At 70.5% G+C, this 26,734-nt stretch carries 26 protein-coding genes and 1 other RNA gene; 4 read left to right on the top strand and 23 right to left on the bottom strand.

The genetic code is table 11. The annotated features are described in order from the left end of the window. Positions 1 to 12: 12 nt before the first annotated feature. The 19 genes from ACESMY_RS09530 to ACESMY_RS09440 all read right to left on the bottom strand — a co-directional run bounded on the left by ACESMY_RS09530 (position 13) and on the right by ACESMY_RS09440 (position 18,621). Positions 13 to 567 (bottom strand): histidine phosphatase family protein, encoded by a 555-nt coding sequence (locus ACESMY_RS09530; protein ID WP_372784337.1) that lies wholly within the window; start codon positions 565 to 567, stop codon positions 13 to 15. Beyond that, positions 564 to 1,481, bottom strand: coding sequence for a UDP-N-acetylmuramate dehydrogenase (murB, locus tag ACESMY_RS09525; RefSeq protein ID WP_372784336.1), 918 nt, complete (start codon positions 1,479 to 1,481; stop codon positions 564 to 566). The genes ACESMY_RS09530 and murB overlap by 4 nt, the downstream gene beginning before the upstream one ends. Further along, on the bottom strand, positions 1,478 to 2,893 hold the full coding sequence (gene murC / locus ACESMY_RS09520; RefSeq protein ID WP_372784335.1) for a UDP-N-acetylmuramate--L-alanine ligase: 1,416 nt from the start codon (positions 2,891 to 2,893) through the stop codon (positions 1,478 to 1,480). Before murC ends, murB begins: the two co-directional genes overlap by 4 nt. A gap of 54 nt (positions 2,894 to 2,947) precedes the next feature. Next, positions 2,948 to 4,042, bottom strand: coding sequence for an undecaprenyldiphospho-muramoylpentapeptide beta-N-acetylglucosaminyltransferase (murG, locus tag ACESMY_RS09515; RefSeq protein ID WP_372784333.1), 1,095 nt, complete (start codon positions 4,040 to 4,042; stop codon positions 2,948 to 2,950). Between the two features lie 10 nt (positions 4,043 to 4,052). Next, positions 4,053 to 5,240, bottom strand: coding sequence for a putative lipid II flippase FtsW (ftsW, locus tag ACESMY_RS09510; protein ID WP_372784332.1), 1,188 nt, complete (start codon positions 5,238 to 5,240; stop codon positions 4,053 to 4,055). Further along, positions 5,237 to 6,646 carry a UDP-N-acetylmuramoyl-L-alanine--D-glutamate ligase gene (gene murD, locus ACESMY_RS09505; protein ID WP_372784331.1) on the bottom strand — a complete coding sequence of 470 codons (1,410 nt, stop codon included), beginning with the start codon at positions 6,644 to 6,646 and terminating at the stop codon, positions 5,237 to 5,239. The genes ftsW and murD overlap by 4 nt, the downstream gene beginning before the upstream one ends. Before the next feature lie 19 nt (positions 6,647 to 6,665). Further along, positions 6,666 to 7,781 (bottom strand): phospho-N-acetylmuramoyl-pentapeptide-transferase, encoded by a 1,116-nt coding sequence (gene mraY / locus ACESMY_RS09500; protein WP_372784330.1) that lies wholly within the window; start codon positions 7,779 to 7,781, stop codon positions 6,666 to 6,668. Continuing rightward, entirely contained in the window at positions 7,781 to 9,193 is a 1,413-nt protein-coding gene (murF, locus tag ACESMY_RS09495) for a UDP-N-acetylmuramoyl-tripeptide--D-alanyl-D-alanine ligase (protein ID WP_372784328.1), read from the bottom strand. The genes mraY and murF overlap by 1 nt, the downstream gene beginning before the upstream one ends. Continuing rightward, entirely contained in the window at positions 9,186 to 10,649 is a 1,464-nt protein-coding gene (locus ACESMY_RS09490; RefSeq protein ID WP_372784353.1) for a UDP-N-acetylmuramoyl-L-alanyl-D-glutamate--2,6-diaminopimelate ligase, read from the bottom strand. The genes murF and ACESMY_RS09490 overlap by 8 nt, the downstream gene beginning before the upstream one ends. After that, positions 10,646 to 12,397, bottom strand: a complete 1,752-nt coding sequence (locus ACESMY_RS09485; RefSeq protein WP_372784327.1) for a peptidoglycan D,D-transpeptidase FtsI family protein — start codon at positions 12,395 to 12,397, stop codon at positions 10,646 to 10,648. The genes ACESMY_RS09490 and ACESMY_RS09485 overlap by 4 nt, the downstream gene beginning before the upstream one ends. Then, the gene (locus ACESMY_RS09480; protein ID WP_372784326.1) at positions 12,394 to 12,819 is read right to left on the bottom strand and encodes a cell division protein; all 426 of its coding nucleotides are present in this window, start codon (positions 12,817 to 12,819) and stop codon (positions 12,394 to 12,396) included. Before ACESMY_RS09480 ends, ACESMY_RS09485 begins: the two co-directional genes overlap by 4 nt. Next, positions 12,816 to 13,748, bottom strand: a complete 933-nt coding sequence (gene rsmH, locus ACESMY_RS09475) for a 16S rRNA (cytosine(1402)-N(4))-methyltransferase RsmH (RefSeq protein WP_372784325.1) — start codon at positions 13,746 to 13,748, stop codon at positions 12,816 to 12,818. The genes ACESMY_RS09480 and rsmH overlap by 4 nt, the downstream gene beginning before the upstream one ends. Continuing rightward, complete coding sequence (locus tag ACESMY_RS09470; protein ID WP_372784323.1) at positions 13,745 to 14,227, bottom strand: division/cell wall cluster transcriptional repressor MraZ; 483 nt, start codon at positions 14,225 to 14,227, stop codon at positions 13,745 to 13,747. The genes rsmH and ACESMY_RS09470 overlap by 4 nt, the downstream gene beginning before the upstream one ends. Positions 14,228 to 14,512: 285 nt before the next feature. Beyond that, positions 14,513 to 14,913: RNase P RNA component class A (gene rnpB, locus ACESMY_RS09465), an RNA gene on the bottom strand. 51 nt (positions 14,914 to 14,964) lie between these two features. Further along, complete coding sequence (locus tag ACESMY_RS09460) at positions 14,965 to 15,471, bottom strand: N-acetyltransferase family protein (protein ID WP_372784322.1); 507 nt, start codon at positions 15,469 to 15,471, stop codon at positions 14,965 to 14,967. Continuing rightward, the gene (locus ACESMY_RS09455; protein ID WP_372784321.1) at positions 15,468 to 16,067 is read right to left on the bottom strand and encodes an FMN-binding negative transcriptional regulator; all 600 of its coding nucleotides are present in this window, start codon (positions 16,065 to 16,067) and stop codon (positions 15,468 to 15,470) included. The genes ACESMY_RS09460 and ACESMY_RS09455 overlap by 4 nt, the downstream gene beginning before the upstream one ends. After that, positions 16,067 to 16,801 carry an N-acetylmuramoyl-L-alanine amidase gene (locus tag ACESMY_RS09450; protein ID WP_372784320.1) on the bottom strand — a complete coding sequence of 245 codons (735 nt, stop codon included), beginning with the start codon at positions 16,799 to 16,801 and terminating at the stop codon, positions 16,067 to 16,069. The genes ACESMY_RS09455 and ACESMY_RS09450 overlap by 1 nt, the downstream gene beginning before the upstream one ends. Beyond that, positions 16,798 to 17,691, bottom strand: coding sequence for a DMT family transporter (locus ACESMY_RS09445; protein ID WP_372784319.1), 894 nt, complete (start codon positions 17,689 to 17,691; stop codon positions 16,798 to 16,800). Before ACESMY_RS09445 ends, ACESMY_RS09450 begins: the two co-directional genes overlap by 4 nt. A gap of 33 nt (positions 17,692 to 17,724) precedes the next feature. Then, the gene (locus ACESMY_RS09440) at positions 17,725 to 18,621 is read right to left on the bottom strand and encodes an alpha/beta fold hydrolase (protein ID WP_372784318.1); all 897 of its coding nucleotides are present in this window, start codon (positions 18,619 to 18,621) and stop codon (positions 17,725 to 17,727) included. 149 nt (positions 18,622 to 18,770) lie between these two features. On the opposite strand from ACESMY_RS09440, the gene ACESMY_RS09435 reads away from it, so the two are divergent. From ACESMY_RS09435 to ACESMY_RS09425, 3 genes are read left to right on the top strand one after another with little or no spacing between them, the layout of a single operon-like run. After that, positions 18,771 to 20,009 carry an FAD-dependent oxidoreductase gene (locus ACESMY_RS09435; protein WP_372784317.1) on the top strand — a complete coding sequence of 413 codons (1,239 nt, stop codon included), beginning with the start codon at positions 18,771 to 18,773 and terminating at the stop codon, positions 20,007 to 20,009. 7 nt (positions 20,010 to 20,016) lie between these two features. Continuing rightward, positions 20,017 to 20,379 (top strand): nuclear transport factor 2 family protein, encoded by a 363-nt coding sequence (locus ACESMY_RS09430; RefSeq protein WP_372784316.1) that lies wholly within the window; start codon positions 20,017 to 20,019, stop codon positions 20,377 to 20,379. Further along, entirely contained in the window at positions 20,376 to 21,461 is a 1,086-nt protein-coding gene (locus ACESMY_RS09425) for a phosphotransferase (RefSeq protein ID WP_372784315.1), read from the top strand. The genes ACESMY_RS09430 and ACESMY_RS09425 overlap by 4 nt, the downstream gene beginning before the upstream one ends. Here ACESMY_RS09425 and ACESMY_RS09420 read toward each other — a convergent pair. Together ACESMY_RS09420 and ACESMY_RS09415 are read right to left on the bottom strand one after the other, a co-directional pair. Continuing rightward, the gene (locus ACESMY_RS09420; protein ID WP_372784313.1) at positions 21,458 to 21,874 is read right to left on the bottom strand and encodes a hypothetical protein; all 417 of its coding nucleotides are present in this window, start codon (positions 21,872 to 21,874) and stop codon (positions 21,458 to 21,460) included. The two genes, ACESMY_RS09425 and ACESMY_RS09420, sit on opposite strands and share 4 nt — an antisense overlap. Before the next feature lie 112 nt (positions 21,875 to 21,986). After that, the gene (locus ACESMY_RS09415; protein WP_372784312.1) at positions 21,987 to 23,279 is read right to left on the bottom strand and encodes a UDP-N-acetylglucosamine 1-carboxyvinyltransferase; all 1,293 of its coding nucleotides are present in this window, start codon (positions 23,277 to 23,279) and stop codon (positions 21,987 to 21,989) included. 104 nt (positions 23,280 to 23,383) lie between these two features. On the opposite strand from ACESMY_RS09415, the gene ACESMY_RS09410 reads away from it, so the two are divergent. Next, positions 23,384 to 24,274 carry a LysR family transcriptional regulator gene (locus tag ACESMY_RS09410; RefSeq protein ID WP_372784311.1) on the top strand — a complete coding sequence of 297 codons (891 nt, stop codon included), beginning with the start codon at positions 23,384 to 23,386 and terminating at the stop codon, positions 24,272 to 24,274. On the opposite strand, the gene ACESMY_RS09405 is transcribed toward ACESMY_RS09410, so the two are convergent. Both ACESMY_RS09405 and ACESMY_RS09400 read right to left on the bottom strand, forming a co-directional pair. After that, positions 24,271 to 25,413, bottom strand: a complete 1,143-nt coding sequence (locus tag ACESMY_RS09405; RefSeq protein ID WP_372784310.1) for an acyl-CoA dehydrogenase family protein — start codon at positions 25,411 to 25,413, stop codon at positions 24,271 to 24,273. The genes ACESMY_RS09410 and ACESMY_RS09405 overlap by 4 nt on opposite strands. A gap of 50 nt (positions 25,414 to 25,463) precedes the next feature. Next, positions 25,464 to 26,666 carry an acyl-CoA dehydrogenase family protein gene (locus ACESMY_RS09400; protein ID WP_372784309.1) on the bottom strand — a complete coding sequence of 401 codons (1,203 nt, stop codon included), beginning with the start codon at positions 26,664 to 26,666 and terminating at the stop codon, positions 25,464 to 25,466. Positions 26,667 to 26,734 lie beyond the last annotated feature (68 nt).

Genomic DNA, 26,734 nt, shown 5'->3' with positions numbered 1-26,734 from the left:
CGGGACGTGGCCCTAGGCCGCTGTGACGCGTGCGAGCAGCCAACCGTCGGCGTCGAGGACGAAGGCTTCCGGCAGGGCGAGGCTCTTCCAGAGGTCGAACGGATCGAGGTTGAGGCGGCGGCTGAGATAGAGGCTCAGCACCGTGCCGTGGGTGGCGACCAGCAGCGGCCGCGCGGCGTGGCGGGCGAGCGCGGCGGCGAAGCGGTCGTGGGCCTCGTCGCCGCTTTCGCCGCCCAGGAACGGCTGGGCGGGATCGGCGAAAAAGGCCGCCATCGCGCTCTCGAAGTCGTCGCGCGATCCGAACTTCAGGTCCGGCCGGCGGTGCTCCGCGAAGCCGGGGTCCTGTGAGACGGCCAGGCCGAGCTGGGCGGCGATGATCTCCGCCGTCTCAAGCGCCTTGGGCTCGGGACTGGCGGCCACGGCGGCCGGGGCGAAGGCCGCCAGCCGACCGGCGAGCGCGAGCGCCGCCTCGCGGCCCGCCGCGCTCAGCCGCCAGGTCGGCGGCGGGGCGTCCGGCTCGATGACCGGGGCGGCGTGGCGTACCAGGATCAGGGCCGCGGCGCTCATGGCCGGCCGATCCGCTTGATCTCCCAGTCGAGGTCGACGCCGAACTTCGCCTTCACCTCGGCGCGGACGGTCTCGCCCAGGCCCTCGAGGTCGGCGGCGGTGGCCTCGCCCGTATTGATCAGGAAGTTCGAATGCAGCGGTGAGAACATCGCCCCGCCATAGGGCTTGCCGCGCCAGCCCGCCTCGTCGACCAGTTTCCATGAGGACTGGCCGGGCGGGTTCTTGAAGGTCGAGCCGCCGGTCTTCTCGCGGATCGGTTGGGTCTGTTCGCGCCGGGCGGTGATCTCGTCCATGCGCTGGGCGATGGCGGCGGGATCGTCCGGCCGGCCCTCGAAGAGCCCGCCCACGAAGATCAAGGGCTCGGCCGCGGCGCGGGCGGACTTGCGGTAGCTGTAGGCCAGGTCGGCGTTGGAGAGGGTCAGGTGCTCGCCCGACCGGGTCAGGGCATAGGCCTCGACCAGCACGTCCCTAGTTTCGGCGCCATAGCAGCCGGCGTTCATCACCAGGGCGCCGCCGACCGAGCCGGGCACCCCGCGATAGAACTCCAGGCCGGCGATCCCGGCCTTGCCCGCCTCGCGCGCCAGCGTCGCGTCGAGCGCCGCGGCGCCGGCGAAGATGCGATTGCCGCCCGCCTCCTTGCCGACTTGGGGCTCGACGGCGGCGAAGGCCTTGCCCAGGCGGACCACCACGCCCTCGACCCCGCCGTCGCGCACCAGGGTGTTGGAGCCGACGCCGAGCACGGTCAACGGCACGCCGGCGTCGAGCCCCTTTAAAAAGGCAGCGAGATCGTCCTCGTCCTGCGGCAGGAAGATCAGGTCCGCCGGGCCGCCGACCCTGAACCAGGTGAAGGGGCCGAGCGGCTCGTCGCGGAGCAACCGGCCGCGGACCTCCGGCAGCCGGTCGCGCCAGCTCATTCGGCCGCCAGCGCCGTCAACTGGTCCGGCAGCGCATAGGCCCAGCCGGTGATGTCGCCGGCGCCCAGCAGCACGACCACGTCGCCGGCCTTGGCCTCCTCGCCGATCACCGCGGCCAGGCTTTCCGGGCCGTCCAGAGCCAGCACCCGGCGGTGGCCGTAGCGCCGAAGGCCCTCGATCAGGGCGTCGCGGTTGATCCCCTCCAGCGGCGCCTCGCCGGCAGCATAGACGTCGGCCACGACCACTACGTCGGCGTCGTTGAAGCAGCTGCAGAACTCCTCGAAGAGGTCGGAGAGTCGCGAGTAGCGGTGCGGCTGGACGACGGCGATCACCCGCCCCTCGGTGACCGCGCGGGCGGCCTTCAGCACCGAGGCGATCTCCACCGGATGGTGGCCGTAGTCGTCGATCACCCGCACCCCGTTCGCGACGCCGGTGGTGGTGAAGCGGCGCTTCACGCCCGCAAACCCTGCGAGCCCCTTGCGGATGTCGGCCGGCGCGACGCCCAGCTCGCGGGCGACGGCGATGGCGGCCAGCGCATTCATCGCATTGTGGTGACCGGCCATCGGCAGGTGCAGGTCGTCATAGCGGACCGGCTCGCCCTCATGAGGATTGATGACCACGTCGAAACGCGCGCCGTCCGGGCCCATGGAGATGTTCTCGGCGCGGACCTCGGCCTGCGGATTGATCCCGTAGGTGACCAGCCGGCGGTTCTCGACGCGGGCGGCCATGGCCTGGACCTCGGGATGGTCGATGCAGACCGCCGCGAAGCCGTAGAAGGGGATATTCTCCACGAAGTCGCGGAAGGCCTTCTTCACCGCGTCGAACTCGCCGTAGTGGTCGAGGTGCTCCGGGTCGATGTTGGTGACGATAGCCACGGTGGACTTGAGCTTCAGGAAGGTGCCGTCGCTCTCGTCGGCCTCGACCACGATCCAGTCGCCGGCCCCGACTTTCGCATTGGTGCCGTAGGCGTTGATGATGCCGCCGTTCACCACCGTCGGGTCCATGCCGCCGGCGTCCAGCAGGGCCGCGACCATCGAGGTGGTGGTGGTCTTGCCGTGCGTGCCGCCCACGGCGACGGAGAACTGAAGCCGCATCAGCTCGGCCAGCATCTCGGCGCGGCGGACCAGCGGCAGGCGCCGCTCGCGCCCCGCGGCCATCTCCGGATTGTCGGCCTTGACCGCCGTCGAATAGACCACCGCCGAGGCGCCATCGACGTGGGCCGCGTCATGGCCGATGAAGATCTTGGCGCCCAGCTTCTGCAGCCGCTCGGTGTTGGCGCTGGCCTTGGCGTCGGAGCCCTGCACCGTGTAGCCGATGCGCAGCATGATCTCGGCGATGCCGCTCATGCCGATGCCGCCGATGCCGATGAAGTGCACGGGGCCGATGTCGAAGGGCACGGGGCGTCGGGTCATGGGACGGTGCTAGCGCATCGCCGCGCCCGGGGAAATATCCGCGGCGCCGAGGCCTCAGCCCCGCGCGGTCTGCTCCACCACGTCGGCCAGGCGCTCGGCCGCGTCGGGGATGGCCACCGAGCGCGACGCCGCGGCCATGCGGGCGAGGCGGGCCGGATTGCTGAGCAGGGTCTCCAGGGCGTGGGAGAGGCTCTGCACGGTGAGCTGGCTCTCGCGCGCCACCTCCGCGCCGCCGGCGTCGGCGAGCAGCTTGGCGTTTTGGCCCTGGTCGTCGTCGAGCGCGATGGCGAGCGGCACGAGGATGGCCGGCTTCCCGGCCACCGCGAACTCGCAGACGCTGCCCGCGCCCGAGCGGCCGATCACCAGGTGGGCGGCGCTCAGCCGCCCGGCCATGTCGCGGAAGAAGGGCGCGATCTCGGCGTCGACAACCGCGTTACGGTAGGTGCGACGGGCGCTCTCCATGGATTCGGCGCGGGTCTGCTGCTGCACCACCAGCCGCTGGCGAAGGCCGTCCGGCAGGGCGGCGATGGCCTCGGGCACCAGCTCGGAGAGCAGGCGCGCGCCCTGGCTGCCGCCGGTGACCAAGAGGCGGATCGGGCCCTCGGCGGTCGGCGGGACATAGGGCAGGTCGGCGAGCGCGCGGATCGCCGGGCGCACCGGATTGCCGACCACCACCGCCTGGCCCGCCACCTTGGCCGGGGCCTTCAAGAGCGTCGGGAAGGCGCAGGCGACGCGGGTGACGTGGCTGGCCAGCATGCGGTTCGCCCGGCCCATCACCGCGTTCTGCTCGTGGATCACCGTCGGGCGGCGGTCGAAGATCGCGCCCACCAGGGCCGGCGCCGACGGATAGCCGCCGAAGCCCACCACCACATTGGGGCCGATCTCGCGGTAGACCGCCCTGGCCTGGCTCGCGCCGCGCATCACGGCGAAGCCGGCGCGCACCATGCTCAGCGGGTCGCCGGATTTGTAGCTGGAGGACGACAGGCCGATGCGGCGCTCGGCGGGGAAGTCCTGGGCGAGGCCCGCGACCCGCTCGTCGGAGGCCAGCACCACCGACCAGCCGCGCGCGATCAGGGTCTCGGCGAGCGCCTGGGCGGGGAACAGGTGCCCTCCGGTTCCCCCGGCGGCCAGGACGGCGATCTTGCGCATGGGCTGGCCCCTAAGCGAACGCGCCGGCCTTTGCCAGCCCTTCGGACGGGGTGTAGGCGCCGGGCCGGCGGCGGGTGAGCGCCAGCGCCATGCCGAGCGTCAGGCCCATGGCCAGCATGGACGAGCCGCCGTAGCTGATGAACGGCAGGGTCATGCCCTTGGTGGGGATCAGGTCGAGGTTCACGGCCACGTTGATGAAGGCCTGCTGACCTACCAGCACGAAGAGGCCGGCGGCCGCCACCTGCTCGAAGGGGTCGTTGAGCTTCATCGACTTGTAGAGCCCGCGCACCACGATGAAGGCGAAGAGACTGATCAGCAGCAGGCTGAAGATCAGGCCGTATTCCTCGGCGGCCACGGAATAGATGAAGTCGGTGTGGGCGTCGGGGATGGCCCGCTTCAGCACGCCCTCGCCGGGCCCCCGGCCGATCAGCCGGCCCGCGGCGATGGCCTCGGCGGCCCGGTCCACCTGGTGGGTGTCGGCCCGGTCGGGCGAGAGGAACCGGTCGACCCGGCTCGCCACGTGAGGGAACAGGAAATAGGTCGACGACAGGCCCGCGACCGCCGCCCCGCCCAGCAGCATCACCCAGGAGAGCGGCACCCCGGCCATCCAGAACGCCGCCCCGAAGGCCACGGTGATCAGCACCGTCTGGCCGATGTCCGGCTGGATCAGCAAGAGGCCGATGGAGATGAAATAGAGCACGAAGGCGATCGAGACCCCGGGCACGCCCTGGCCCTTCTGCCCCTCCGAGAACATCCAGGCGACCAGGATGATCAGCGCCGGCTTCATGAACTCCGACGGCTGCAGGGTGAAGCCGCCGAACTCCAGCCAGCGCGTCGCCCCCTTGGCGTTGTGGCCGGCGAACGGCAGGGCGATCATGATGGCGATGGCGATCAGCCAGATGAAGAAGGCGCTTCGCCGGACGTTCTTCACATCCAGCATCGAGACCATCAGCAGGATGGCCGCCGAGGCCGCCGCGAAGACGCACTGGCGCACGGCGAAGTGGAAGGGGTCGCCGACGTTCATCCGCGCCGCAGCCGCGGGACTGGAGGCGAAGGACATCGCCACGCCGACCGCGATCAGGAGCGCGACGACGCCCAGCATCCAGCGGTCCACGGTCCACCACCAGACCCCGATCGGCGAGCGGTCGGAGCGGGCGAAGGCGTGGTGGGCGCGGCCGGTCGGCGTCACGGTGGTCATGCGGCGCCTTTCGCGGCGGGAGCGAGATGCTGGACGGCTTCGCGGAAGGCTTCGCCGCGGGCCTCGAAATCGGTGAACTGGTCGAAGGAGGCGGCGGCCGGCGACAGCAGCACCACCGCGTCCTGGCCGCTCTTGGCGGCGTCGGCATAGGCCTGGGCGACGGCGGCCTCCATGGTGCCGGCCTGCACCGCCGGGGCCTTGCCCTCCAGCGTCCTGGCGAAGGCCTCGGCGCCCTCGCCGATCAGATAGGCCTTGGCGACGCGCGGGAAGAGGTCGGCCAAGGCCTCGATGCCGCCGGTCTTCGGCTGGCCGCCGGCGATCCAGTAGGCCTTGGGATAGCTCGACAGCGCCTGGCGGGCGGCGTCGGTGTTGGTGGCCTTGCTGTCGTTGACGAACCGCACGCGGCCGAGTTGGGCCACGGTCTCCATCCGGTGCGCCAGGCCCGGGAAGGTCAGCAGGTGCTCGGCGGCTTCGTCGGCGGCGATGCCCAGGCCCTTGGCGGCGGCGTAGGCGGCCGCGGCGTTCTGCCAGTTGTGGCGGCCAGGCAGCGAGCGGGCGGCGTTCAGGTCGGCGACCTCGACCGCGCGCTCGCCGGTGGCGTCATAGAGCATGCCCTGCAGGACATAGATCCCGCGGCCCATGGCCTTGGACGCCGAGATCGGCACGATGGTGCGGCGGTTGGCGGCGGTGATCTCGGTGCAGATCTGCTGGCCCCACTGGTCGTCGACGCCGATCACCGCGGTGTCGCCCTTGCCCTGGTTCATCAGGATGCGGCGCTTGGCGGCGACGTAGCCCTCCATGCTGCCGTGCCGCTCCAGGTGGTCTGGCGAGAGGTTCAGCATCACCGTGACGTCGGCGTGCAGGCTGGAGGTGAGGTCGAGCTGGTAGGACGAGAGCTCCAGGACATAGACCGCGCCGCCGTGCATGTCGGGCAGGTCCAGGACGCCGATGCCGATATTGCCGCCGATGCGGACGTCGCGGCCGGCCTCGGCGCAGACGTGGCCGATCAGCGCGGTGGTGGTCGACTTGCCGTTGGTGCCGGTGACCGCGACGACCTTCGGCCGCTTGTGTTCGGGGGCGGCGTTCACGGCGCGGGCGAAGAGTTCGATGTCGCCGAGGACCTCGACCCCCGCCGCCTTGGCGCGCTCGACCGTCCAGTGCGGCGCGGGATGAGTGAGCGGCACGCCGGGCGACAGCATCAGGGCGGCGAACTTCGACCAGTCGGCCTTGGAGAGGTCGGTCAGGGTAAAGCCCTCGGCCTCGGCGGCGGCGCGGGAGGCGGGCTTCTCGTCCCACAGCGCCACCTCGGCCCCGCCGGCCACCAGCGCGCGCGCCGCGGCCAGGCCCGTGCGGGCCAGGCCGAAGACGGCGACCGTCTGTCCTTCGAAGCCGCGGACCGGGATCATGGCGTGCGCTTGCCCTCCCCTACCGCAGCTTCAGGGTGGCGAGGCCCAGCAGGGCCAGCATGATCGAGACGATCCAGAAGCGGATGACGACGGTCGATTCCGACCAGCCGAGCTTCTCGAAGTGATGGTGGATCGGGGCCATCAGGAAGATCCGGCGGCCGGTGCGCTTGAACCAAGCCACCTGGATGACGACCGACAGCAGCTCGGCGACGAAGAGGCCGCCGACGATACCCAGCACGATCTCCTGGCGGGTGGCGACAGCCACGGCGCCGATGCCGCCGCCGAGCGCCAGCGAGCCGGTGTCGCCCATGAAGATCCGGGCCGGCGGGGCGTTGTACCAAAGGAAACCGAGGCCGGCGCCGATCATCGCCCCGCAGTAGATGGCGACCTCGCCGACGCCGGGGACGAAGTGGAGCTGCAGGTAGTTGGCGAACAGGAAGTTGCCGACCAGATAGGCGATCAGGCCGTAGGCGGAGGCCGCGATCATCACCGGCACGGTGGCCAGGCCGTCGAGGCCGTCGGTGAAGTTCACCGCATTGGCCGCGCCGACGATGATGAAGGCCCCGAACAGCAGGTAGAACCAGTGCAGGTTCACCAGCGCTTGTTTGAAGAGCGGGAAGGCGACCGAGGTCAGGAGGTCCGGGGCCTCAGGGGGCTTGGCCGCGAAGAGGATGATCATGGCCACCGCCGCCATGGCGATCGCCGTCTCCAGCAGCAGCCGCCAGCGCCCCGATATGCCGTCGGAGGACTGCTTGGTCACCTTGGCGTAGTCGTCGAGGAAGCCCAGGAAGCCATAGCCGGCGGTGACCAGCAGCACGGCCCAGATGTAGACGTTGGACAGGTCCGCCCACAGCAGGGTGCCGATGATCAGCCCGGCCAGGATCATCACCCCGCCCATGGTCGGCGTGCCGGCCTTCTCGATGACGTGGCGCTGGATGCCTTCGGCGCGGATCGGCTGGCCCTTGCCCTGCTTGGCCTGCATCCAGCGGATGAAGCGCGAGCCCATGGCGACGACGATGACCTGGGCGGTGAACACCGACATGCCGGTGCGGAAGGTCAGGTAGCGCAGCAGGTTGAGGACCGAGACGTGGCCGTGACCACCGGCCGAGAAATGCTCGTAAAGCCAGTAGAACATCAGCCGGCCTCCCCCACGCGGGCGTCGAGGGCCGCCAGCGCCGCCGCGATGGCGCCCGCTTTCGAACCGTTCGAACCCTTCACCATCATCACGTCGCCAGGCTCTGCGGCCCGGACGACCAGCGGCGCAAGTTCCGCCGCTGTCTCCGCGTAACCGCCGCGCCGAGTCGGCGGAAGGGCGTCCCAGAGGGATTTCATCAGGGGGCCGGCAAGGAACACCAGATCGACCTTGGCCGCGGCCAGGGGCTCGGCGAGCGCGGCGTGGAAACCGCGGGCCTCCTCGCCCAATTCCAGCATGTCGGTGAGGGCCACGATCTTGCGGCCCGGCGCCTGGCGGGCGCCCAGGGTGGCGATGGCCGAGGCCATGGAGATCGGGTTGGCGTTGTAGCTCTCGTCGATCAGGGTGAAACCGCCGCCGGCCAGCCGCACGGTCTGTTCGGCGCCGCGGCCCTCCAACGGCTCGAAGCTGCCCAGCGCCGCCAGGCCGTCGCCGAGGTCGACGTCGAGCGCCTCCAGCATCAAGAGCACGGCCATGGAATTCAGGCCCCAGTGGAAGCCGGTCTGCAGGATCGGGAAGTCGAGGCCCTTGCCGTGGAAGCGGGCCTGGACGACGGCGTGGTCTCCCGCTTTTCCCAGACTTGGGCCCTGGAAATCGATCAGCCGCGCGTCGCAGGCCTCGCCATGGCCGAAGGTGCGGATCTCGGCGCCGACCGCCAGCGCCGCGTCCTTCAACAGGCCGAACCAGCGGTCATCGGCGTTCAGGACCGCGACGCCGCCAGGTTCGAGGCCCTCGAAGACTTCCGCCTTGGCCTTGGCGACGCCGGTCTCTCCCTCAGCAAAATTCTCCACGTGGACCGGCCCGACGGTGGTCACCACCACCGCCTGCGGGCGGACCAGGCGGGTCAGCGGGCGGATCTCGTCGGCGTGGTTCATGCCGATCTCGAAGACGGCGCGCTCGGTGTCGCGCGGCATCCGCGCCAAGGTCAACGGCACGCCGATGTGATTGTTGTAGGACTTCACCGACGAGTGCGCCCGGCCGGCGAGCGTCAGGCCGGCGAGGACAGCCTGGGTCACGCTGGTCTTGCCGACCGAACCGGTGACCGCGCCGCGGCGGGCCTTGGGCGCCCGGTCGCGGGCCGCCGCGCCCAGGCGCTCAAGCGCCGGGAGCACATCGGGGACGATCACCGCGGAGCCGGACACAGGCTGAGAGGCGAGCGCGCCGACCGCGCCCTTAGCGAGGGCCTGCTCGACAAACTCGTGGCCGTCGCGCACGCCGCCCAGGGCCACGAACAGGTCGCCCGGTTCCAGGGTGCGGGTGTCGATGGAAACGCCAGTGGCCGCGAAGGGCTTGCCGGCCAGCTTGCCGCCGGTCGCAGCTGCGATCTCGTCAGAGGTCCACAGCGCCTCAGCCATCGACGGCGCCCGCTCTCAGGGCTTCCCGGGTCTCGGCCACGTCGTCGAAGGGGTGAACCGTATCGCCGACGATCTGGCCCTGTTCGTGACCCTTGCCCGCGACCACCAGGATGTCGCCGTCCTGCAGCAGGCCGGCGCCCGCGCGGATCGCCTCGCCCCGGTCGCCGATCTCCTGTGCGCCCTTCGCACCGGCCAGGATCTCGGCGCGGATGGCGGCCGGAACTTCCGAGCGCGGGTTGTCGTCGGTGACGATGGCGACGTCGGCCAGGTCGGCGGCGATCTTGCCCATCAGCGGGCGCTTGGTGCGGTCGCGGTCGCCGCCGGCCCCGAACACCACGATCAGCTTGCCGCGCACGTGCGGGCGAAGGGCGCCGAGCACCGTCTCCAGCCCGTCGGGGGTGTGGGCGTAGTCCACATAGGCCTCGCCGCCGCGCGGGCCCTGGCCGACGCGCTGCAGACGCCCGGGCGCGCCCTCGATGGTCTCCAGGCCGGCGAAGGCCTGTTCGGGGCTGAGGCCGGCGGCGATGCAGAGGCCCGCGGCGACCAGCGCATTGGAGGCCTGGAAGGCGCCGGCCAGCGGCAGGCGGAAGGTATGCGACTTGCCGTCGTGCAACACCGTCAGGCGCTGGCCGTCGGGCAGCAGGACGCGCTCGATGAGCCGCAGGCCCTGGCCGGCCTCGCCGACGCTCATCACGCCCTGGCCCGCGCTGACCGCGACGCCGGCGAAGGCCGCATAGGCGTCGGAATCGGCGTTCAGCACCGCCATCTTGCCCCGCGCCAGCAGGGTCTCGAAAAGCCGGAGCTTGGCGGCCCGATAGACGCCCATGGTGCCGTGATAGTCGAGGTGATCCTGGGTCAGGTTCAGGAAGCCCGCGGCGGTAAGCTTCACCCCGTCGAGGCGGCGCTGGTCGATGCCGTGCGAGGAGGCTTCGAGCGCCAGGTGGGTGACCCCGTCCTGGGCAGCGCGAGCCAGCAGCTCGGCGATATCGGAGGCGTCCGGCGTGGTGAGGCCGGGGGGCGTGATCTGCACGTCTTCGGCGCCCGGCGCGCTGACGCGGACGCCGAGCGTGCCCATGCTGGCGGCCTTGAAGCCGGCGTGGGCGAACATCTGGCGGCAGAAGGCGGCGACCGAGGTCTTGCCGTTGGTGCCGGTGACCGCGACGCAGGTCGCCGGCTGGGCGCCCCAGAAGGCCGCGGCGGCGAGCGCATAGGCGCGGCGCGGATCGGCGGCGATCACTGTCTTCTGGGTCAGGCCCTCGATCTCGCGGCCGGCCAGGACCGCGACGGCCCCCTGCTCCACTGCGCGCGGCGCGAAGCTGCGGCCATCGACCTTGGCGCCCGGCAGGGCCGCGAACAGGAAGCCCGGGCGGACCTTGCGGCTGTCGGCGGTGACGCCCTCGATCTGCGGATCGAAGGCGAGGTCGCGCTTCACGAGGTCGGAGAGACGCATGCTCAGTGCTCCTCCGCCGCAACCACGCTGGTGTCCGCCGGCGTGAAGGGCGCGGTCTCGACCCTTCGCTGGACGCCGAGGAAGGGGGCGATGCGCTCGATCACATGACCGGCGGCCGGGGCCGCCACGATACCGCCGGTCGGATCGAGGCCGGTCTTGTCCTTCTGCGGCTCGTCCAGGAGGATCAGCACGAAATAGCGCGGCGCGTCGAGGGGACCGTCGGTCGGGAAAACCGCGGCGAAGGACGACACCTGCTTGGTGGTGGAATAGCGCCTGGCGACGGGATCCCATTTGTCGCCGGTGCCGGTCTTGCCGCCGACGTTGAGGCCCGGGACGTTGGCCGACTTGCCCGAGCCGCAGGTGCAGCTGACGTTGGAGCGCATGATCTGCAGGAGCGTGCGGGCGGTGTTCTCCGACACCATCCGCGGGCCGTGCACGACAGTTCCGGCCGGCAGCTTCTTGATGGTGAGCGGCAGCAGCTCGCCGCCGTTCATCAGACCGGAATAGGCCCGCGCCACCGCCAGCGGCGTGACGTTGATCCCGTGGCCGAAGGAGGTCGAGGCGATGGCGTCCTCGTTCCAGATCCGGGGCGTCAGCGGCCGGGCGCTCTCGACGAGCTCGACCTTGGCCGGCTGGGTCAGGCCGAAGCGGTCGAAGTAGGCGTGCAGGCGCTCGGGGCCGATCGCCTCGCCGAGCCGCGCGGTGCCGATATTGGAGGAATGCTGGAACACCTCCACGAGCGTCAGGACGGCGTGGGTCGCGTGGTAGTCGGTGATCGGCCGCTTGCCGACATAGAACGGGTGGGTGGCGTCGAAGGTCGAGGTCGGCGTGGCGATCCCGATGTCGAGGCCGGTGGCGATCGTGAAGCCCTTGAAGGTCGAGCCCATCTCGTAGATGGCGTTGGCCGCTTTGTTCTGGCGCGCGTCGAGGCTGGCCTTGCCCGGCTGGTTCGGATCGAAGGTTGGGTAGCTGGCGAGCCCCAGGATCTCGCCGGTGTGGACGTTGATCACCACGCCCGCCGCGCCCTTGGGGCGGAACTGGGCGGTAGCCTTGTAAAGCTCGTCCTCCAGGGCGGCCTGGATGCGCAGGTCGATGGAGAGCGGCACCGAGCCCTGGCTGGCGGCGGCCTCGCGGATGTCGTCGTTCAGCGCCGCCTCGGCGCCGGCCAGGCCCTCGCCGCCGGTGTCGGCGAAGCCCACCAGATGGGCGGCGGTGTAGCCCAGCGGATAGACCCGCTTCTGCTCGGGCTCGAAGCTGATGCCGGGGAGCCCCAGGTCGTGGATGGTGGTGCGGATCTCCGGCGTCAGGCCGCCGATGACAAAGGTGCGGCGGCCGGCGTGGAGCGCGCGTTCCAGGCGCTGCGGCGTCAGCTCGGGCAGGCTGGCGAAGAGCGCGCGGCGGGTCTCGGCGGTGTCCCAGATCTCGCGCGGGTCGAGGTAGAGGCCGTAGTGCAGGAGGTCGGCGGCCAGCATCTCGCCGTTGCGGTCGACGAGGTCGGCGCGCGCCGCGCCCATGGCCAGCGCCGCGTCGCTGCGGCCGGCGGAGGAGAACAGCGCCGCGTGGGTCGCCCCGATGGCCAGCGTCAGGAAGCCCGCACTGAACAGCGCCAGCACGAAGAAGACCCGGATGCGGGTGTCGTCCTCGGCCTTGCCGGACGCGCGCGCCCGCTCGAAGGCGTGTTCGAAACGCCAGACCCAGCCCAGCAGCCGGCGCGAGAGCCAGGTCGGGCCGAAGGTGGGTTGCCCAAGGCTCATCGGCCGGCCTCGGCCAGGACGGTGGTGGTGGCGAGCGGCGCGGGCGGCTCCGGCGTCGCCTGGACCATCGGGTCGGGCGTCGCCTCGACCGGCGCGGCGGGCGGGACCAGCGGATGGATGGCGAGCTGCGACAGGGCGTCGGGACCGGCCTCGCGCTTGAAGGAGACCGGCGCCATGCCGAGGTAGGTTTCCGACAGGCGCTCGATGCGGGCCGGCTGCTCCAGGTGGCTGACCTCGGCCTTGAGGAGCCGGATGCGGGCCTTCTCGGCGACGATCTGGCGCTCGACGACGGCGATCTTGGCGCGCTCGCCGCCGGCGATGGTCTTGGCCAGGTAGACCCCGAGGATCAGGCCAGCGAGCAGGCCCAGCGCCACCAGGTCCACCAGCCGGAACCCACGGACCCTGCGATTGATCCAGCTCATGCCGCCGCCCTCCAGGCCGGGGCGTCGGTGCGCACCGCCGCCCGCAGTTTCGCCGACCGGGCCCGGGGGTTCGCCGCCAACTCCGCCGCCGACGGTCCCTGATGACCGTTGAACAGCAACTGGAAGCTCGGCGCCGCGCCGGCTTCCACCGGCGGCGCATGGCGCGATCCCGCCGGGGTCTTTCCCGCTCGCACCGCCAGGAAGGTCTTCACGATTCTGTCTTCCAGCGAATGGAACGTGACGACGCAGAGCCGGCCGCCGGATTTCAGCGCCCGCTCGGCGGCGACGAGGCCGGCTTCGAGCTCCGACAGCTCCTCGTTCACGGCGATGCGGATGGCCTGGAAGGAGCGGGTCGCCGGATGGACCTTGGCGCCGCGGCGGCCTCCGAGCGCCTTCTCGATGAACTCGGCCAGCTCCAGGGTGCGGGTGAAGGGCTGCTCCTCGCGGCGCTTGACGATGGCGCGGGCGATCCGGCGGCTCTCACGCTCCTCGCCGTAGACGAAGAGGATGCGCGCCAGCTCCGCGGTCTCGGCCTCGTTGACGAGGTCGGCGGCGGTCGGGCCGTCAGCCGCCATCCGCATGTCGAGCGGCCCGTCGCGCATGAAGGAGAAGCCGCGCTCGGCCTCGTCGATCTGCATGGAGGAGACGCCGATGTCGAGGACCACGCCGTCGACGGCGGCCTCGCCGGTTTCCTGGTCGAGCTCGGAGAAACGGCGCTCCACGAGCCGAAAGCGGCCCTTGGGCAGGCCGTCGGCGAACCGGGCGGCCGAAGGATCGCGGTCGAAGGCGATGATGGCGGCGCCGGCGCTCAGCAGGGCGCGGCTGTAGCCGCCTGCGCCGAAGGTCCCGTCGACCAGGACCTTGCCGGCGCGGGGTTGCAGCGCGTCCACGACCTCATTGAGCAGGACGGGGACATGCGGAGCGGTCATCCGGCGCCGCCCACACTGGGCGCGGCGAGCCGCGCGGCGCGCTGCTGGGCGCGCATGGAGGCCAGGCCCTCGCGGGCCACGTCGCGCTGGGCGGCGCGGTGGGCCTGGAAGGCCTCGCGCTGCCAGATCTGGAACCGGTCGCCGAGGCCCACGACCACCACCCAGTCGGTCAGGCTGAACTGCTGGCAGAGCAGCTCCGGCAGGGTGATGCGGCCGGCGGTGTCATAGGAGAGCTGGGCCATGCCGCCGAAGACCGAGGTCTCGAGCGCGCTGCGGATCGGGTCGCCGAACTCCAGCTCCTCGATCACGCCGGCGTAACGGTCGAACAAGGTTTTGCCGCCACCTTCGATGCAATCGGCCTCGATGGAGGGAAAGCAGAAGACGCCGTCGAACGGCCCGGCGGTCTGGGCGCGGAAGTCCTGCGGCACGACGATCCGCCGCTTCCCGTCCAACTGTTTCTCGAATGTCGAGAGAAACACCGCCCAGCCCCTGATTTTGAGCGGCCCCGCCAGCCACTCCCTCCCTCGTCCCCATCCGGCCGCCCCCCAAAATTCTTCTTGAAGCAGGGGGCAGCGGTTTGGTTAGCGAAGTACGAATGGGCTATCATGGGATGAATTGGGAGTAAATGACTCTGAACGACTCTTTCGTAGAGAAACCAACGTGTCGCAGCCAAGTATGGTTAACCAGAAGTTCTTATCCACAGAACATACAGGGAACTACGGCTTCGCTTGTTAACGAATGAGACTGGGGCCTGTGGAGGAAGTGGGACCAGACGGCCTGTAAGCCGGGTTCTGTGCCGCCCGGGACCGAAACCCCGGACGCGGCGATCATTCCTCTGGACCGCCCCTCGCGGGACGGTTCTCGCGACCTACCCGGACCGCTCAGGCCTACGACAGCCCTACCCTCCTTCGCCGAGGCTAGGGAGGGCGCACGGTCCCTATTCGGTCTTGCTCCTGGCGGGGCTTGCCATGCCGTCCCTGTTGCCAGCGACGCGGTGGGCTCTTACCCCACCCTTTCACCCTTCCCTCTCCGAAGAGAGGAGGTTTGCTTTCTGTGGCGCTATCCCTGGGGTCGCCCCCGGCGGGCGTTACCCGCCGCCATGTCGTCGTGGAGCCCGGACTTTCCTCGACCCTCTTGCGAGAGCCGCGACCGCCCGGCCGTCTGGTCCGCGCGGAAAGTGGTCGCTGGGCGCGGCGGGGTCAAGCCGAGCCGGCGTCTAGAGCGCCTTGGCCATGGCAAGGTCGTCCTCGACGGTGCCGTCGGCCAGCCGTACGCGACGCTGGAAGCGGCCCTCGATGACGAAGCCCAGGCGCTGGTAGAGGCGCACCGCCCCGAGGTTGCCTTCGCGGCACATCAGCTCGATGCGCTCGACCTTGGGCTCCAGCCGGGCGGCCTCTATGAAGAGCGCCTCAAAGAGCTGGGCGCCGACACCCCGGCCCTGGAACTCCGGACGCACCGCCACGGTGAGGTCGAGCAGGTTATGGGCGAACTGCCGGGGGCCGAGCCGCGAGGCGTGGATCTCGCCGGCGATCGCGCCGTCCGCCCAGGCGCTTAGCGCGACGCCGCTGGCCAGGGCCTTGGCGAGCGCGCCTTCGATCTGGGAGAGCTCCATCTCGTCGGGCTCGCGGGCGAGGCCGCCGCCGCGCGAGGCCGCCGCGGCGTGCAGGCTCAGGATCGCGGGCGCATCGGCGAGCGTCGAGGCGCGGACCGAAACCCCGCTCACAGGGCCCGCATCCGCAGCCCGATCGGATGGTCGCCGAGCGCGGCCACGACGCCGGCGCGGTCGGCCTCGTTCTTGTTCTGCGAGAGCTTGGTGATCCCCTCGAGCCGCTCGACGGTCATCCGCGCGCCGACGATGGCCCGGGTCATGGTCTCGAACCGGCCGGGCGACATCTTGGCCCGCGTCCAGGGCCGCTTGGGCGCCAGGCGCAGCTCCTCCTGGGCGGAGAGATCGTCGAGCAGGGTCACCAGCCCCGCGTCGTCGAGGGCCGCCACCGGCCCCTCGGCCTCGACGCTGACGTAGTTCCAGGTCGGGACCTGGTCGGCGCCCTCGTACCAATCGGGGCTGACATAGGCGTCGGCGGCCAGGCTGACGGCGACCGCCCGGAAGCCCTCGGCGATCGCCGTGGCCAGCGCATTGCCGCGCGAGAGGTGGAAGTCGAGCGCCAGGCCGGCCTTCACCCCGCGCGCCACCACCGGCGCATGGGCCACCAGCAGGTGCCCCTTTGGCGCCGCGGCCAGGGTCACGAAGGGATACCGCGCGAGATGGGCCAGAAGGACCGTCTCGCCGGTCTCGCGGAACGAAGGTGAAGGGTGCATCAACCAGCCAGTCTCATCAGCGCGATGAGTTGGGCCCGGGTCGCGCCGTCCGCAACGCCGTCCACCCTATTTTGTCGCCAATGCCGCTGGAAGGCGGTGACCACGGCCTGGGTGGCGGCGTCGAACTTTCCCGAGGGCGGCAGGTCGTAGCCGAGCCGGGTGAACCCCGCCTGCAGCGCGAAGACGCCCACCCCCTCCGCGCCCTCGGCCAGCGGCTCCCCGGGGGCCGGCGGCGCCTCGACCCAAAGGCCATGGCCCGCCTGCGCGAGCGCCTTCCAGGGGAACAGCTCGCCCGGGTCGTCCTTGCGGCCGGGCGCCACGTCGGAATGGCCGACGATGCGGCCATCTTCGATCTGCCAGCGGGTGCGGATATCGGCGACCAGCGCGATCACCGCGGCGATCTGCGCGTCGGGAAACGGGCGATAGCCGAACTCGTGCCCCGGATTGACGATCTCGATGCCGATCGAGGCGCCGTTGATGTTGCGCTCGCCCTTCCAGAACGAGACGCCCGCGTGCCAGGCCCGCCGCTCCTCGGCCACCAGCCGGAAGATGCGGCCGTCCTCCTCGATCATGTAATGCGCCGAGACCTTGGCCTCGGGATCGCGCAACCGGGCCAGCGCCTCCTCGCCGGTCTTCATGCCGGTGTAGTGCAGGACCAGGATGTCCGGCGGCGCGGTGCGGGCGTCGAAATTGGGGCTGGGCGCTTCGATGACCTCAAGCAGCGGACTATTCATTGCGCGCGGTTCCGGATGGCGAGCAGCAGCGGCATGACCTGGTTGCGCCGAAGCGCGATGATCAGGACGCCCGTAAGAGCGATGGCTGACCCCGCCGCCATGCGCAGGCCGAACGGATCGTGGAAGATCGCGACGCCCAGGGCAATCGTCGCCAGCGGAGTCATCAGCGTCAACGGCGAGATCAGGTTGGCCTCATAGCGGCCAATCAGCAGGTAATAGCCGGTGTGCGCGCCCACCGAGACCACCAGGCCGGAGTAGAGCACCGCGGCCAGGAACGGCCAGCCCGCCGCGATCCCGGCCTGCAGTTGCCCGGGCTCGAACCAGGCCGACAGCAACACCAGCGGCCAGACGGACGCGAAGCCGACCCAGGCTTGGAACTGCAGGGGCTTCACCCCCTCGATCTGTTTCATCATCACCGCGCCGAGCGAGGCGGCGATGGCCGAGGCCACCACATAGAGCAGGCCGGCCGATGCGCTGAGGCCGGTCGAAGACCACATCACCGCCACGACGCCCATGAAGGTGAGCGCGATGCCGAGGCCGCGGCGCCAGTGGATCGTCTCGCCCAGCATGACCACCGACAGCAGGGTGGTGATCGGCACGCCGATCTGGCTCACCACCGCCACGGAGGACGGCGTGGCGTACTTCAGGCCCATGAAGATCAGCGCGAAATTCCCGCCGCCCATCAGGAGCGCCACCACGACCAGCCGCCAGCGCGGACGCGGCATCGGCAGCAGCCAGGGCAGCGTCGCCAGCGCCACCACCGCGAACCGCGCCGCCGCATAGAACAGCGGCGGCGAGCCCAGGTGGCTGACCACATATTTCGAGACGATGTTGTTGGACGCCCAGACCAGGCAAACCAGCGCCAGGAGCCCGAAGTCGCGCAGGGACATGATCCCTGCGCTTAAGGCGCGTCGGCCCTTCGGTCACGCTTTGATGAAGGCCTCCAGGTCGCGGTTCACCGGGTCCATGTGGGTGACGAAGAGGCCGTGGGGGGCGCCATCGTAGACCTTGAGCTCCGCGCCCCTGATGCCCGCCGCGGTCGGCCGCCCGGTCATGTCGATGGGCGCCGAGACGTCCTTGGTTCCGTGCATCACCAGCGTAGGCCGGTCGATCTTCGCGAGGTCGGGGCGCAGGTCCCTGGCGATCACCGCGCGCATCGTGGCGATGGCCACCGGCGGCGGCGTCGAGACCAGTTGCTCGTAGAGCCAGCGGGTCATGGCCGGCGAGGTCTCCGGCGTCACGAAGGGCGCGGTGTTGTCGTCGGCCCATTTGGGGAAGTCCGTCGCCCACTGGGCCATGGTCGCGTCGAAATGGGCCTGCGGCGCGCCCGTCGGATTGTCGGCGGTCTTCAGCAGGTAGGGTGTGACCGGGGCGATCAGCACGACCTTGCGGACCCGCGAAGTCCCGTGGCGGCCGAGATAGCGGACCACCTCGGCCCCGCCGCTCGAATGGCCCACCAGCACGACGTCGCGCAGGTCGAGCTGCTCGATCACGCTCGCGAGGTCGTCGGCGAAGGTGTCCATGTCGTAGCCGCTCGCCGGCACATCGGATCGGCCGTGGCCGCGCCGGTCGTAGGCGATGCAGCGGAAGCCGGCGTCGGCCAGGTGGGCCACCTGATAGGCCCACATCTCGCTGGAGAGCGCCCAGCTGGCGGCGAACAGCACCGGCGGCCCCTCGCCCCAGTCGCGGTGGAAGAGCTTGATCCCGTCCTTGGCGCGGGGCTCGGCGGTGCGGCGGACCGGCGCGGCGTGGACGGAGCGCGCGGTGACGGCGACCGCCGAGGCGGCCATGGCGGTGGTGACGATGTCGCGGCGAAGCATGTCTTGGTCTCCCTTTCGATGGCGGGAGAAAACCGGACGCCGCGAGGCCGGTCGATTACGCGGGAGGTAAAGGCTCAGCGTTGAGTTCCGCCGAGGAAGCGGCCTAGCGTGGTTCTAAGGCCGCGAGACAGCGGCGCGGAGGACGTCGCATGACCACCTACGACCTGGCGATCGTGGGCGGAGGCATCGGGGGCTCGGCGCTGGCCGCCGTCATGGCCCGCCAGGGCCGCTCGGTGCTGCTGCTCGAACAGTCCGAGACCTATGTGGACCGGGTGCGGGGCGAGTGGATCGCTCCCTGGGGCGTGGTCGAAACCCGCCGGGTGGGCCTCTACGACCTGCTGCGGAAGGTCGGAGGCCACCACCTCAGCCGCCACATCACCTATGACGAGAGCAAGGATCCCGCGGTCGCGGCGAGCCAGGCCCTGCCGCTCGGCATCTTCGCGCCCGACGTCCCGGGGCCGCTTTGCCTCGGCCACCCGCTGCATTGCCAGACCCTGTTCGACGCCGCCCGCGAGGCCGGCGCGGACGCCCGGCGCGGGGTGACCGTGACGGCGCTGACCCTGGGCCCCTCGCCGGCCCTGGCCTTCGAGCAGGACGGAGAGACCGTGGCGGTCAGCGCCCGCCTGATCGTCGGCGCCGATGGCCGCACGTCTCAGGTCCGCGAGGCCGCCGGGATCGCCCTGCATCAGGACAAGCCGCACCACTGGTTCGCGGGCCTGCTGGTGGACGGCGTCGAGGGTTGGGCCGACGACCTGCAGGCGATCGGCACGGAAGACGACTTCGGCTTCCTGGCGTTCCCGCAGGGATCCGGACGGGTGCGCGTCTACGGCGGCTATGCGCTCGGCGAGGCCAAGCGCTTCAAGGGGCCGGACGCCGCGCGCCGGTTCCTCGATGCGTTCGCCATGCGCAGCTCACCGGAGAACCGCCACCTGGTGGCGGGACGCCCGGCCGGCCCGCTCTACAGCTACGTCAACGCCGACTCCTGGACCGACGAGCCCTATGCGCCCGGCGTCGTGCTGGTGGGCGACGCGGCGGGCTGGAACGATCCGATCATCGGGCTGGGGCTTTCCATCACCTATCGCGACGTCCGCCTGGTCAGCGACCTCCTGAAGGCCAGCGACGACTGGACGCCGGCGGCGCTCGCCCCCTATGGCGAGGAACGGCGCGAACGGATGCGCCGGCTGCGGGCCGCCGCCACGCTGCAGGCGGGGCTCGACATGGAGTTCGGCGAGGCCGCGCGCGAACGCCGCCGGCGCCACTTCGAGCGCGCCGCGGCCGATCCGATCCTGGGGATGCACGCCGTCGCGGTGATGGCCGGCCCCGAGGTCCCGCCCGCCGAGATCTTCACCCAGGCGCACCGCGACCGCGCGCTTGGCCCGGAGGCTTGAGGGGCCCATGAACGCCATGACCCCCGACGAGATCGACGCCTTCAACGCCGAATGGCTGCAGGCCTGGACCGCCAAGGATGTCCCCCGCCTGGCCGCCTTCTACGCCGAGGACTGCGTCTACAAGGACGCGCAGACGGTGGGCGGCCTCGCGGGCCGCGCGGCGCTGTCGGCCTACCTCACCGGGCTCTTCGCCGCCACGCCGCCGATGACCTATGCGCCTGACGAGACCTGGCCGATCCCCGGCGGGTTCTGCGGACGCTGGTATTGCGACCTGGGCGCCGCGGGCCAGCTGCGCGGTTTCGACCTGGTGATCCTGCGCGGCCGCGAGATCGCGCTGAACGAGGTCTACATCCACCAGCTTCCGGCATGACCCCCGCCCAGCCCGACATCCGCAGGCCCGGGGCCATCGACGCCGCCTGGCTGACCCGAGCCTTGCAGGGCGCGGGCGTCGATGCGGTGGTGTCGGGGTTCACCGCCAAGGCGGTCGGCACCGGCCAGATCGGCGACAGCGTCCGCTTCACCTTGAGCTACGCGCGCGGCGGCGATCAGGCTCCAGCCTCGCTGGTGGGCAAGTTCCCTTCGGCGGACCCCGACAGCTTCAAGACCGGGGTGATGCTGGGCAACTACCATCGCGAGGTGATGTTCTACCGCCACCTGGCCGACGGCGCCCTGATCCGCACGCCGAAGTGCCTGTTCGCCGACGTGGCCCCGGAGAGCGGCGAGTTCGTGCTGCTGATGGAGGACCTCGGGCCGGCGGAGCCGGGGAACCAGCTTGCGGGCGTTAGCCTGGAGCAGGCCGGGCTGGTCATCGACGAGGCGGCCAGGCTGCACGCCTCGCACTGGGAGGACCCGGGCCTGGACGACCTGCCCTGGGTCTCAGGCTCGCGCGCCGCGCCAACCGGCCCGGTCAACCCGGAGATGGTGCGAGCGCTCTGGATGGGCTTTCGCGCGCGGTACGCCGAGCGGCTGGAGCCGGACTGGATCGAGATCGGCGAGCGGGTGGCCGGCAGCTACGCCGCGCTCGCCAGACCGCAGAAGACGCCCCACTGCCTGACGCACAACGACTTCCGCCCGGACAACATGATGTTCGCCACCGCAGCGGGCGGTCATCCGGTGACGACGCTCGACTGGCAGTCCTTCGCCTTCGGGATCGGGGCCACGGACGTCGCCTACTTCCTGGCCGGCGCCCTGAACCCCGACGTGCGGCGCGCCAGCGAGGCCGCCCTGCTCGACCGCTACCTCGCCGGCCTCAAGGCCCACGGCGTCTCGGGATATGGCGCTGCGGATCTCGCGCGCGACTATGCCCGAGGCGGTTTCCTGCTGTTCATGACCGCCTTCTTCGCCGCGATGGTCGTCAAGCAGACGCCGCGCGGCGACGACATGTTCATCCAGATGCTGGGCAGTGCGTCGCGCCACATCCTGGACCACGACGCCCTGGCCACGCTGGGCTAGGCGACCGGCTCCGCGGCGGGCTCGGCCGCGGCCACCGCCTTGGCCCGCGTGAACCGCAGCGAGGTTTGGGTCGGCGAGAACGCCACGACCTTGTTGTCGATCAGGCCCCGGGCCTTGGCCGCGTCGATGACCTCGGCGTGCTGCACCGTGGCGGCCTTGCCCTTGATCGAGACGATCCAGAGAGCGCCCTTCTCGGCCAGCATGGGCACCAGGGCCTCGATGCGGCCGAGCTCACCGGCGCTGTCGGCGGCGTAGAACAGGATGTCGAGGTTGGCGAGTTCGCTCACCGGCACCGCGCCCTGCTCGGCCAGCTCCGCGCTTAGCGTCGGATCCTTCACGCCCATGACGGCGACACGCATGCCGCCCTTCACGCCGATCTTGTCCATCCGGCTCTTGGTGCTGACGGTCGCCAAATTCAAAACTCCGCTCAGCCCCGCCGGCCGAAGGGCCGGTCAGGGCGAGCGCAGGCCTATAGCACTAAGCCGCCTGTCCCAGGTCAGGAACTCTCGGGGGCCCCGGCGACCCTCACGCCGCCCATTCCACGTCGGCGCCCAGGCTCTTCAGGTTCTCGACGAAGCGCGGGTGGGCGCGGTTGATGGGATCGGCGTTGCGGATCACCGAGCGGCCCTCGACGCTGGCCGCCAGCATCAAGAGCGCGATGGCGGCGCGGATGATGTAGGGGCTCTCGACCTCCGCCGGACTGAGCGGTGCGCCGCCGTAGGTGATGATCCGGTGCGGATCGCAGCTCACCGCGTGGGCCCCGAACTTCGACAGCTCCGAGGTCCAGCCGAGCGCGCCCTCATAGACCTTGTTCCAGAACATCACCGAGCCCTCCGCCCGGGCGCCGAGCGCGATGAAGATCGGCAGCAGGTCGGCCGGGACATAGGGCCAGGGCGCGGCCTCGACCTTTGGCAGCAGGTGCGGCGTGAAGGCCGGGCGGACCTTCAGCACGCTACCCGCCCGGACGCGCGACCAGCCGCCCAAGTGCGTCACCTCGACGCCGAACTTCGCGAAGGTGCGGTCGATCAGGGCGAACTGCTCCGGCGCGCCGTTGCGCACCTCCACCGCGCCGCCGGTGATCGCGCCCAGCGCCAGGAAGGTCGCGGTCTCATGGAAGTCCTCGGCGAAGGTGTGGGTCGCGCCGCCGAGTTCGGGCCGGCCGGCCACTTCCAGGGTCGAGGCGCCGACGCCGCGGACGCTGACCCCCATCGCGCCGAGGATCTCGCAGAACTCCTGCACGTGCGGCTCGCAGGCGGCGTTGACCAGCCGCGACGATCCCGCCGCCATGGCCGCGCACATCAGGAAATTCTCCGTGCCGGTGACCGAGGCGTAGTCGAACCAGTGACGGACCGGCGCGAACACCTTGGGCGCGGCGATCACCAGGCCGCGCGGCTCGGCCGAGACCCGCGCGCCGAACGCCCTGAAGATCTCCAGGTGCGGATCGATCTCGCGTACGCCCAGCGTGCAGCCCTTGGCGTCGTCCTCCAGCACCGCCTCGCCGAACCGTCTCAGCAGGCCCGGGATCAGCATCACCGTCGACCGCATGCCGCTCGGCAGGCGCGCGGCCGCGGGATCCAGGCCGGAGCCGTGGACCAGCCGCACGACGCCCGAGCTGAAGTCGGCCTCGACCTCACTCCCCAGCCCTTCGAAGAATGCCAGCAGCTTGCGCACGTCGGTCACGTCCGGCACGCCGTGCAGCACCACGGGCTCGCGGGTCAGCAGGCTGGCGCAGAGCGCCGGCAGCACCGCGTTCTTGTTCGCTGAAGGGGTGATGCGGCCTTCCAGCCGCCGCCCGCCATTGACCACCAAGCTCGCCATGCCCGCCCTCCCCCGCGTCGGAGGCAGACCGTCGTCCGGAATGGGTGAAGCGCGCAAACGATGATAGCTAAGGATCAGACATTAGATAAATTTGGGCTTGGACCATGGATCGGCCGCAGCTTCCACTCAACGCCCTGCGCGCCTTCGAGGCCTCGGCGCGGCATCTCAGCTTCACCCGCGCGGCTGCCGAGCTGTGCGTCACCCAGGCGGCGATCAGCCATCAGGTGAAGGCGCTGGAGACGCGGCTGGGCGCGGTGCTCTTCAAGCGTCTCGCCCGCGGCCTGGTGCTGACCGACGAGGGCCAGGCCCTGCTGCCGGTGCTCAGCGACTCCTTCGATCGCATGTCGCGGGCCATGCAGCGCTTCCAGGCCGGCGCGGTGCGAGAGATCCTGACCCTGGGCGTGGTCGGCACCTTCGCCGTGCGCTGGCTGCTGCCGAGGCTGGCCGCCTTCCGCGAGGCCCATCCGCTGATCGAGCTGCGGCTGATGACCCACAACAACAAGGTGGACCTGGCCGCCGAGGGCCTGGACATGGCGATCCGCTTCGGCGACGGCGCCTGGCACGGCGTGCGCGCCGAGGAGGTGCTGGCCGCGCCGCTCGCGCCCCTGTGCACGCCGCAGTTCGCCGCGCGGCTGGAGGGGCCCCGCGACCTCGCCAGCCTGCCGCTGCTCAGGTCCTATCGGCGCGACGAATGGCCGGCCTGGTTCGCTGCGGTCGGCCTCGATCCGCCCCACCCGTCAGGCCCGGTATTCGACTCCCTGAGCCTGATGGTCCACGCGGCGACCCAGGGCGTGGGCGTGGCGATCGCTCCGCCGGTGATGTTCGGCCGCGAGCTTCACACCCGCCAGCTCATGCAGCCCTTTCCGGCGACCGTCGACGTCGGGCGCTACTGGCTGACGTCGCTTCGCTCGAGAACTCTATCGCCGGCCATGGAGGCGTTCCGCGCCTGGTGCCTGGCGCCGGAATTCCGCCAGGCGCTCTATGCGGAGTCCTAGGCCGCCTGTCCCAGGCTCAGGAACTCGTAGCGGGCCAGGTGATGGTCGGTGGAGCCGAAGGCGGCCTCGATCATGGTGGCGCGCTTGAAGTAGTGGCCGATGGCCATCTCGTCGGTCATGCCCATGCCGCCGTGCAGCTGGATGGCGTTCTGGCCCACGAACTTGCAGGCCTTGCCGATCTGCACCTTGGCGGCCGCGGCGGCCTTGGTCCGTTGCTTGTCGTCGGCGAGTTTGATGGTGGCCATGTAGGTCATCGAGACCGACTGCTCGACCTGGATGAACATGTCGACCATCCGGTGCTGCAGCACCTGGAAGGACGAGATCGGCTGGCCGAACTGCTTGCGCTGGCGGGTGTATTCGAGGGTGCCGGTGTGCAGCTTGGCGAGCACGCCGCAGGCCTCGGCGCAGGTGGCGGCGATCGCCTCGTCCACCACCTTCTCGATCAGCGGCAGGCCGTGGCCTTCCGGCCCGACCAGGGCGTCGGCGCCCACCTTGACGTTCTCGAAGATGACCTCCGAGGCGCGGAAGCCGTCGACGGTCGGATAGTCGCGCGTCGAGACGCCCGCGGCGGATTTCTCGACGATGAAGACGCTGATCCCCTGGGCGTCGCGCTGGCCGCCGTCGGTCCGCGCGGTGACGATCAGGTGGGTGGCGTAGGGCGCGCCGATGACCACCGCCTTGTGGCCGTTAAGGACGTAGGACCCGCCGTCCTTCTTGGCCGTGGTCTTCAGGTCGGCGAGGTTGTAGCGGCCCTGCGGCTCGGCGTAGGCGAAGGCGAAGATCGCCTCGCCGGCGATGATCTGGCCGATCAGCGCCTCGGCGCCCGCATAGCCCGAGTGCTTCAGGAAACCGCCGCCGATCACTACCGTGCCGAGGTAGGGCTCGACGACCAGCGCCTTCCCCATCTCCTCCATGACGATCATGTTCTCGATCGGCCCGCCGCCCAGCCCGCCCAGCTCCTCTGAGAAGGGCGCGCCCAGGATGCCGAGCTCCTCGGCGAAGGCCTTCCAGATGGCCGGGCTCCAGCCCGGCTCCTTGGCGAGCGCCGCGCGCCGCTGGTCGAACGAATAGTGGTCCGCCAGATAGCTCGCGACCGTGTCGCGCAGCATCGATTGTTCGTCGGTGAAGCTGAAATCCATCGGGCGGGCCTAATGCGTGAGAGCTGAGGTGATGGGGTTTGGCGGCGCGGTCAGAGGCCCAGCACCATCTTGGCGATGATGTTGCGCTGGATCTCGTTGGAGCCGCCGAAGATCGACGTCTTGCGGCCGTTGAACATGTCGCCCGCCGCGTCGACCGCATAGCCCGGCCCGATCTGGGCGTTGTGGCCGAGGTCGCGCAGGAAGGGCGCGCCGTAGTGGCCGACCGCCTCCAGCACCAGCTCCTGCAGCCGCTGCTGGATCTCGGTGCCCTTGATCTTGAGGATCGAGCTCTCGGCGCCGGGCCCCTTGCCGCTGGCCTCGCCCGCCAGCGTCCGCAGCTCGGTGAATTCCAGCGCCGTCAGGTCGATCTCCAGCTCGGCCACCTTGCGGCGGAAGAAGGCGTCGCTGAGCAGGGTCCCGCCGGCGTCGGAATGCTCGGTCGTGGCGATCTGGCGGAGCTTTTCGAGATTGCGCTTGGAGCGCGCCACCCCGGCGATGCCCGACCGCTCATGGGCCAAGAGCGCCTTGGCGCAGGTCCAGCCCTGGTTCTCGTGGAAGATGCGGTTTTCGACCGGCACCTTCACATTGTCGAGGAAGACGTCGTTCACCTCATGGCCGCCTTCGAGCGTGATGATCGGCCGGACCGTGACGCCCGGGCTCTTCATGTCGATCAGCAGGAAGGAGATGCCGGCCTGCGGCTTGGCGTCGGGGTCGGTGCGGACCAGGAAGAAGCCCCAGTCGGCGAACTGGCCCAGCGTCGTCCACGTCTTTTGGCCATTCACGATGTAATATTCTTTGCCGTCGTCGGCGGTGATCCGTTCGGCCTTGGTCTTCAGGCTGGCCAAGTCCGAACCCGCCCCCGGCTCGGAGTAGCCCTGGCACCACCAGACCTCGCCGTTGTAGATGCCCGGCAGGAAGCGCTTCTTCTGCTCCTCGGTGCCAAAGGTGTAGATCACCGGGGCCAGCATCGCGACGCCGAAGGGCAGCGGCGGCAGGGTCTCGGCCTCGGCCGACTCCTCGGACCAGATGTACTTCTGGGTCGGCGTCCAGCCGGTGCCGCCGAACTCCACCGGCCAGGACGGGGCGACCCAGCCCTTCTTGGCCAGCACCTTGTGCCAGGCGAGGTAGAGGTCCCGGGTCAGGGTCGCGCCGGAGTCCTGCGCCGCGCGCAGGTTCTTCGGATAGTTGTCCTTGATGAAGGCCCGGACCTCTTGGCGGAAGGCGTTCTCTTCAGGCGTGAAGTCGAGGTTCATGGCCGGCTCCCTGGCGAGGCCCGACCTTAAGCCGGAAGGCCGGGCGTTGGGAAGATGACGTTAACGTA

It is taken from the genome of Phenylobacterium sp., from assembly GCF_041691455.1.
Classification (GTDB): Bacteria; Pseudomonadota; Alphaproteobacteria; order Caulobacterales; family Caulobacteraceae; genus Phenylobacterium.
Note: the sequence above shows the minus strand (reverse complement) of the source record. Positions and strands in the feature narration are given on the sequence as shown.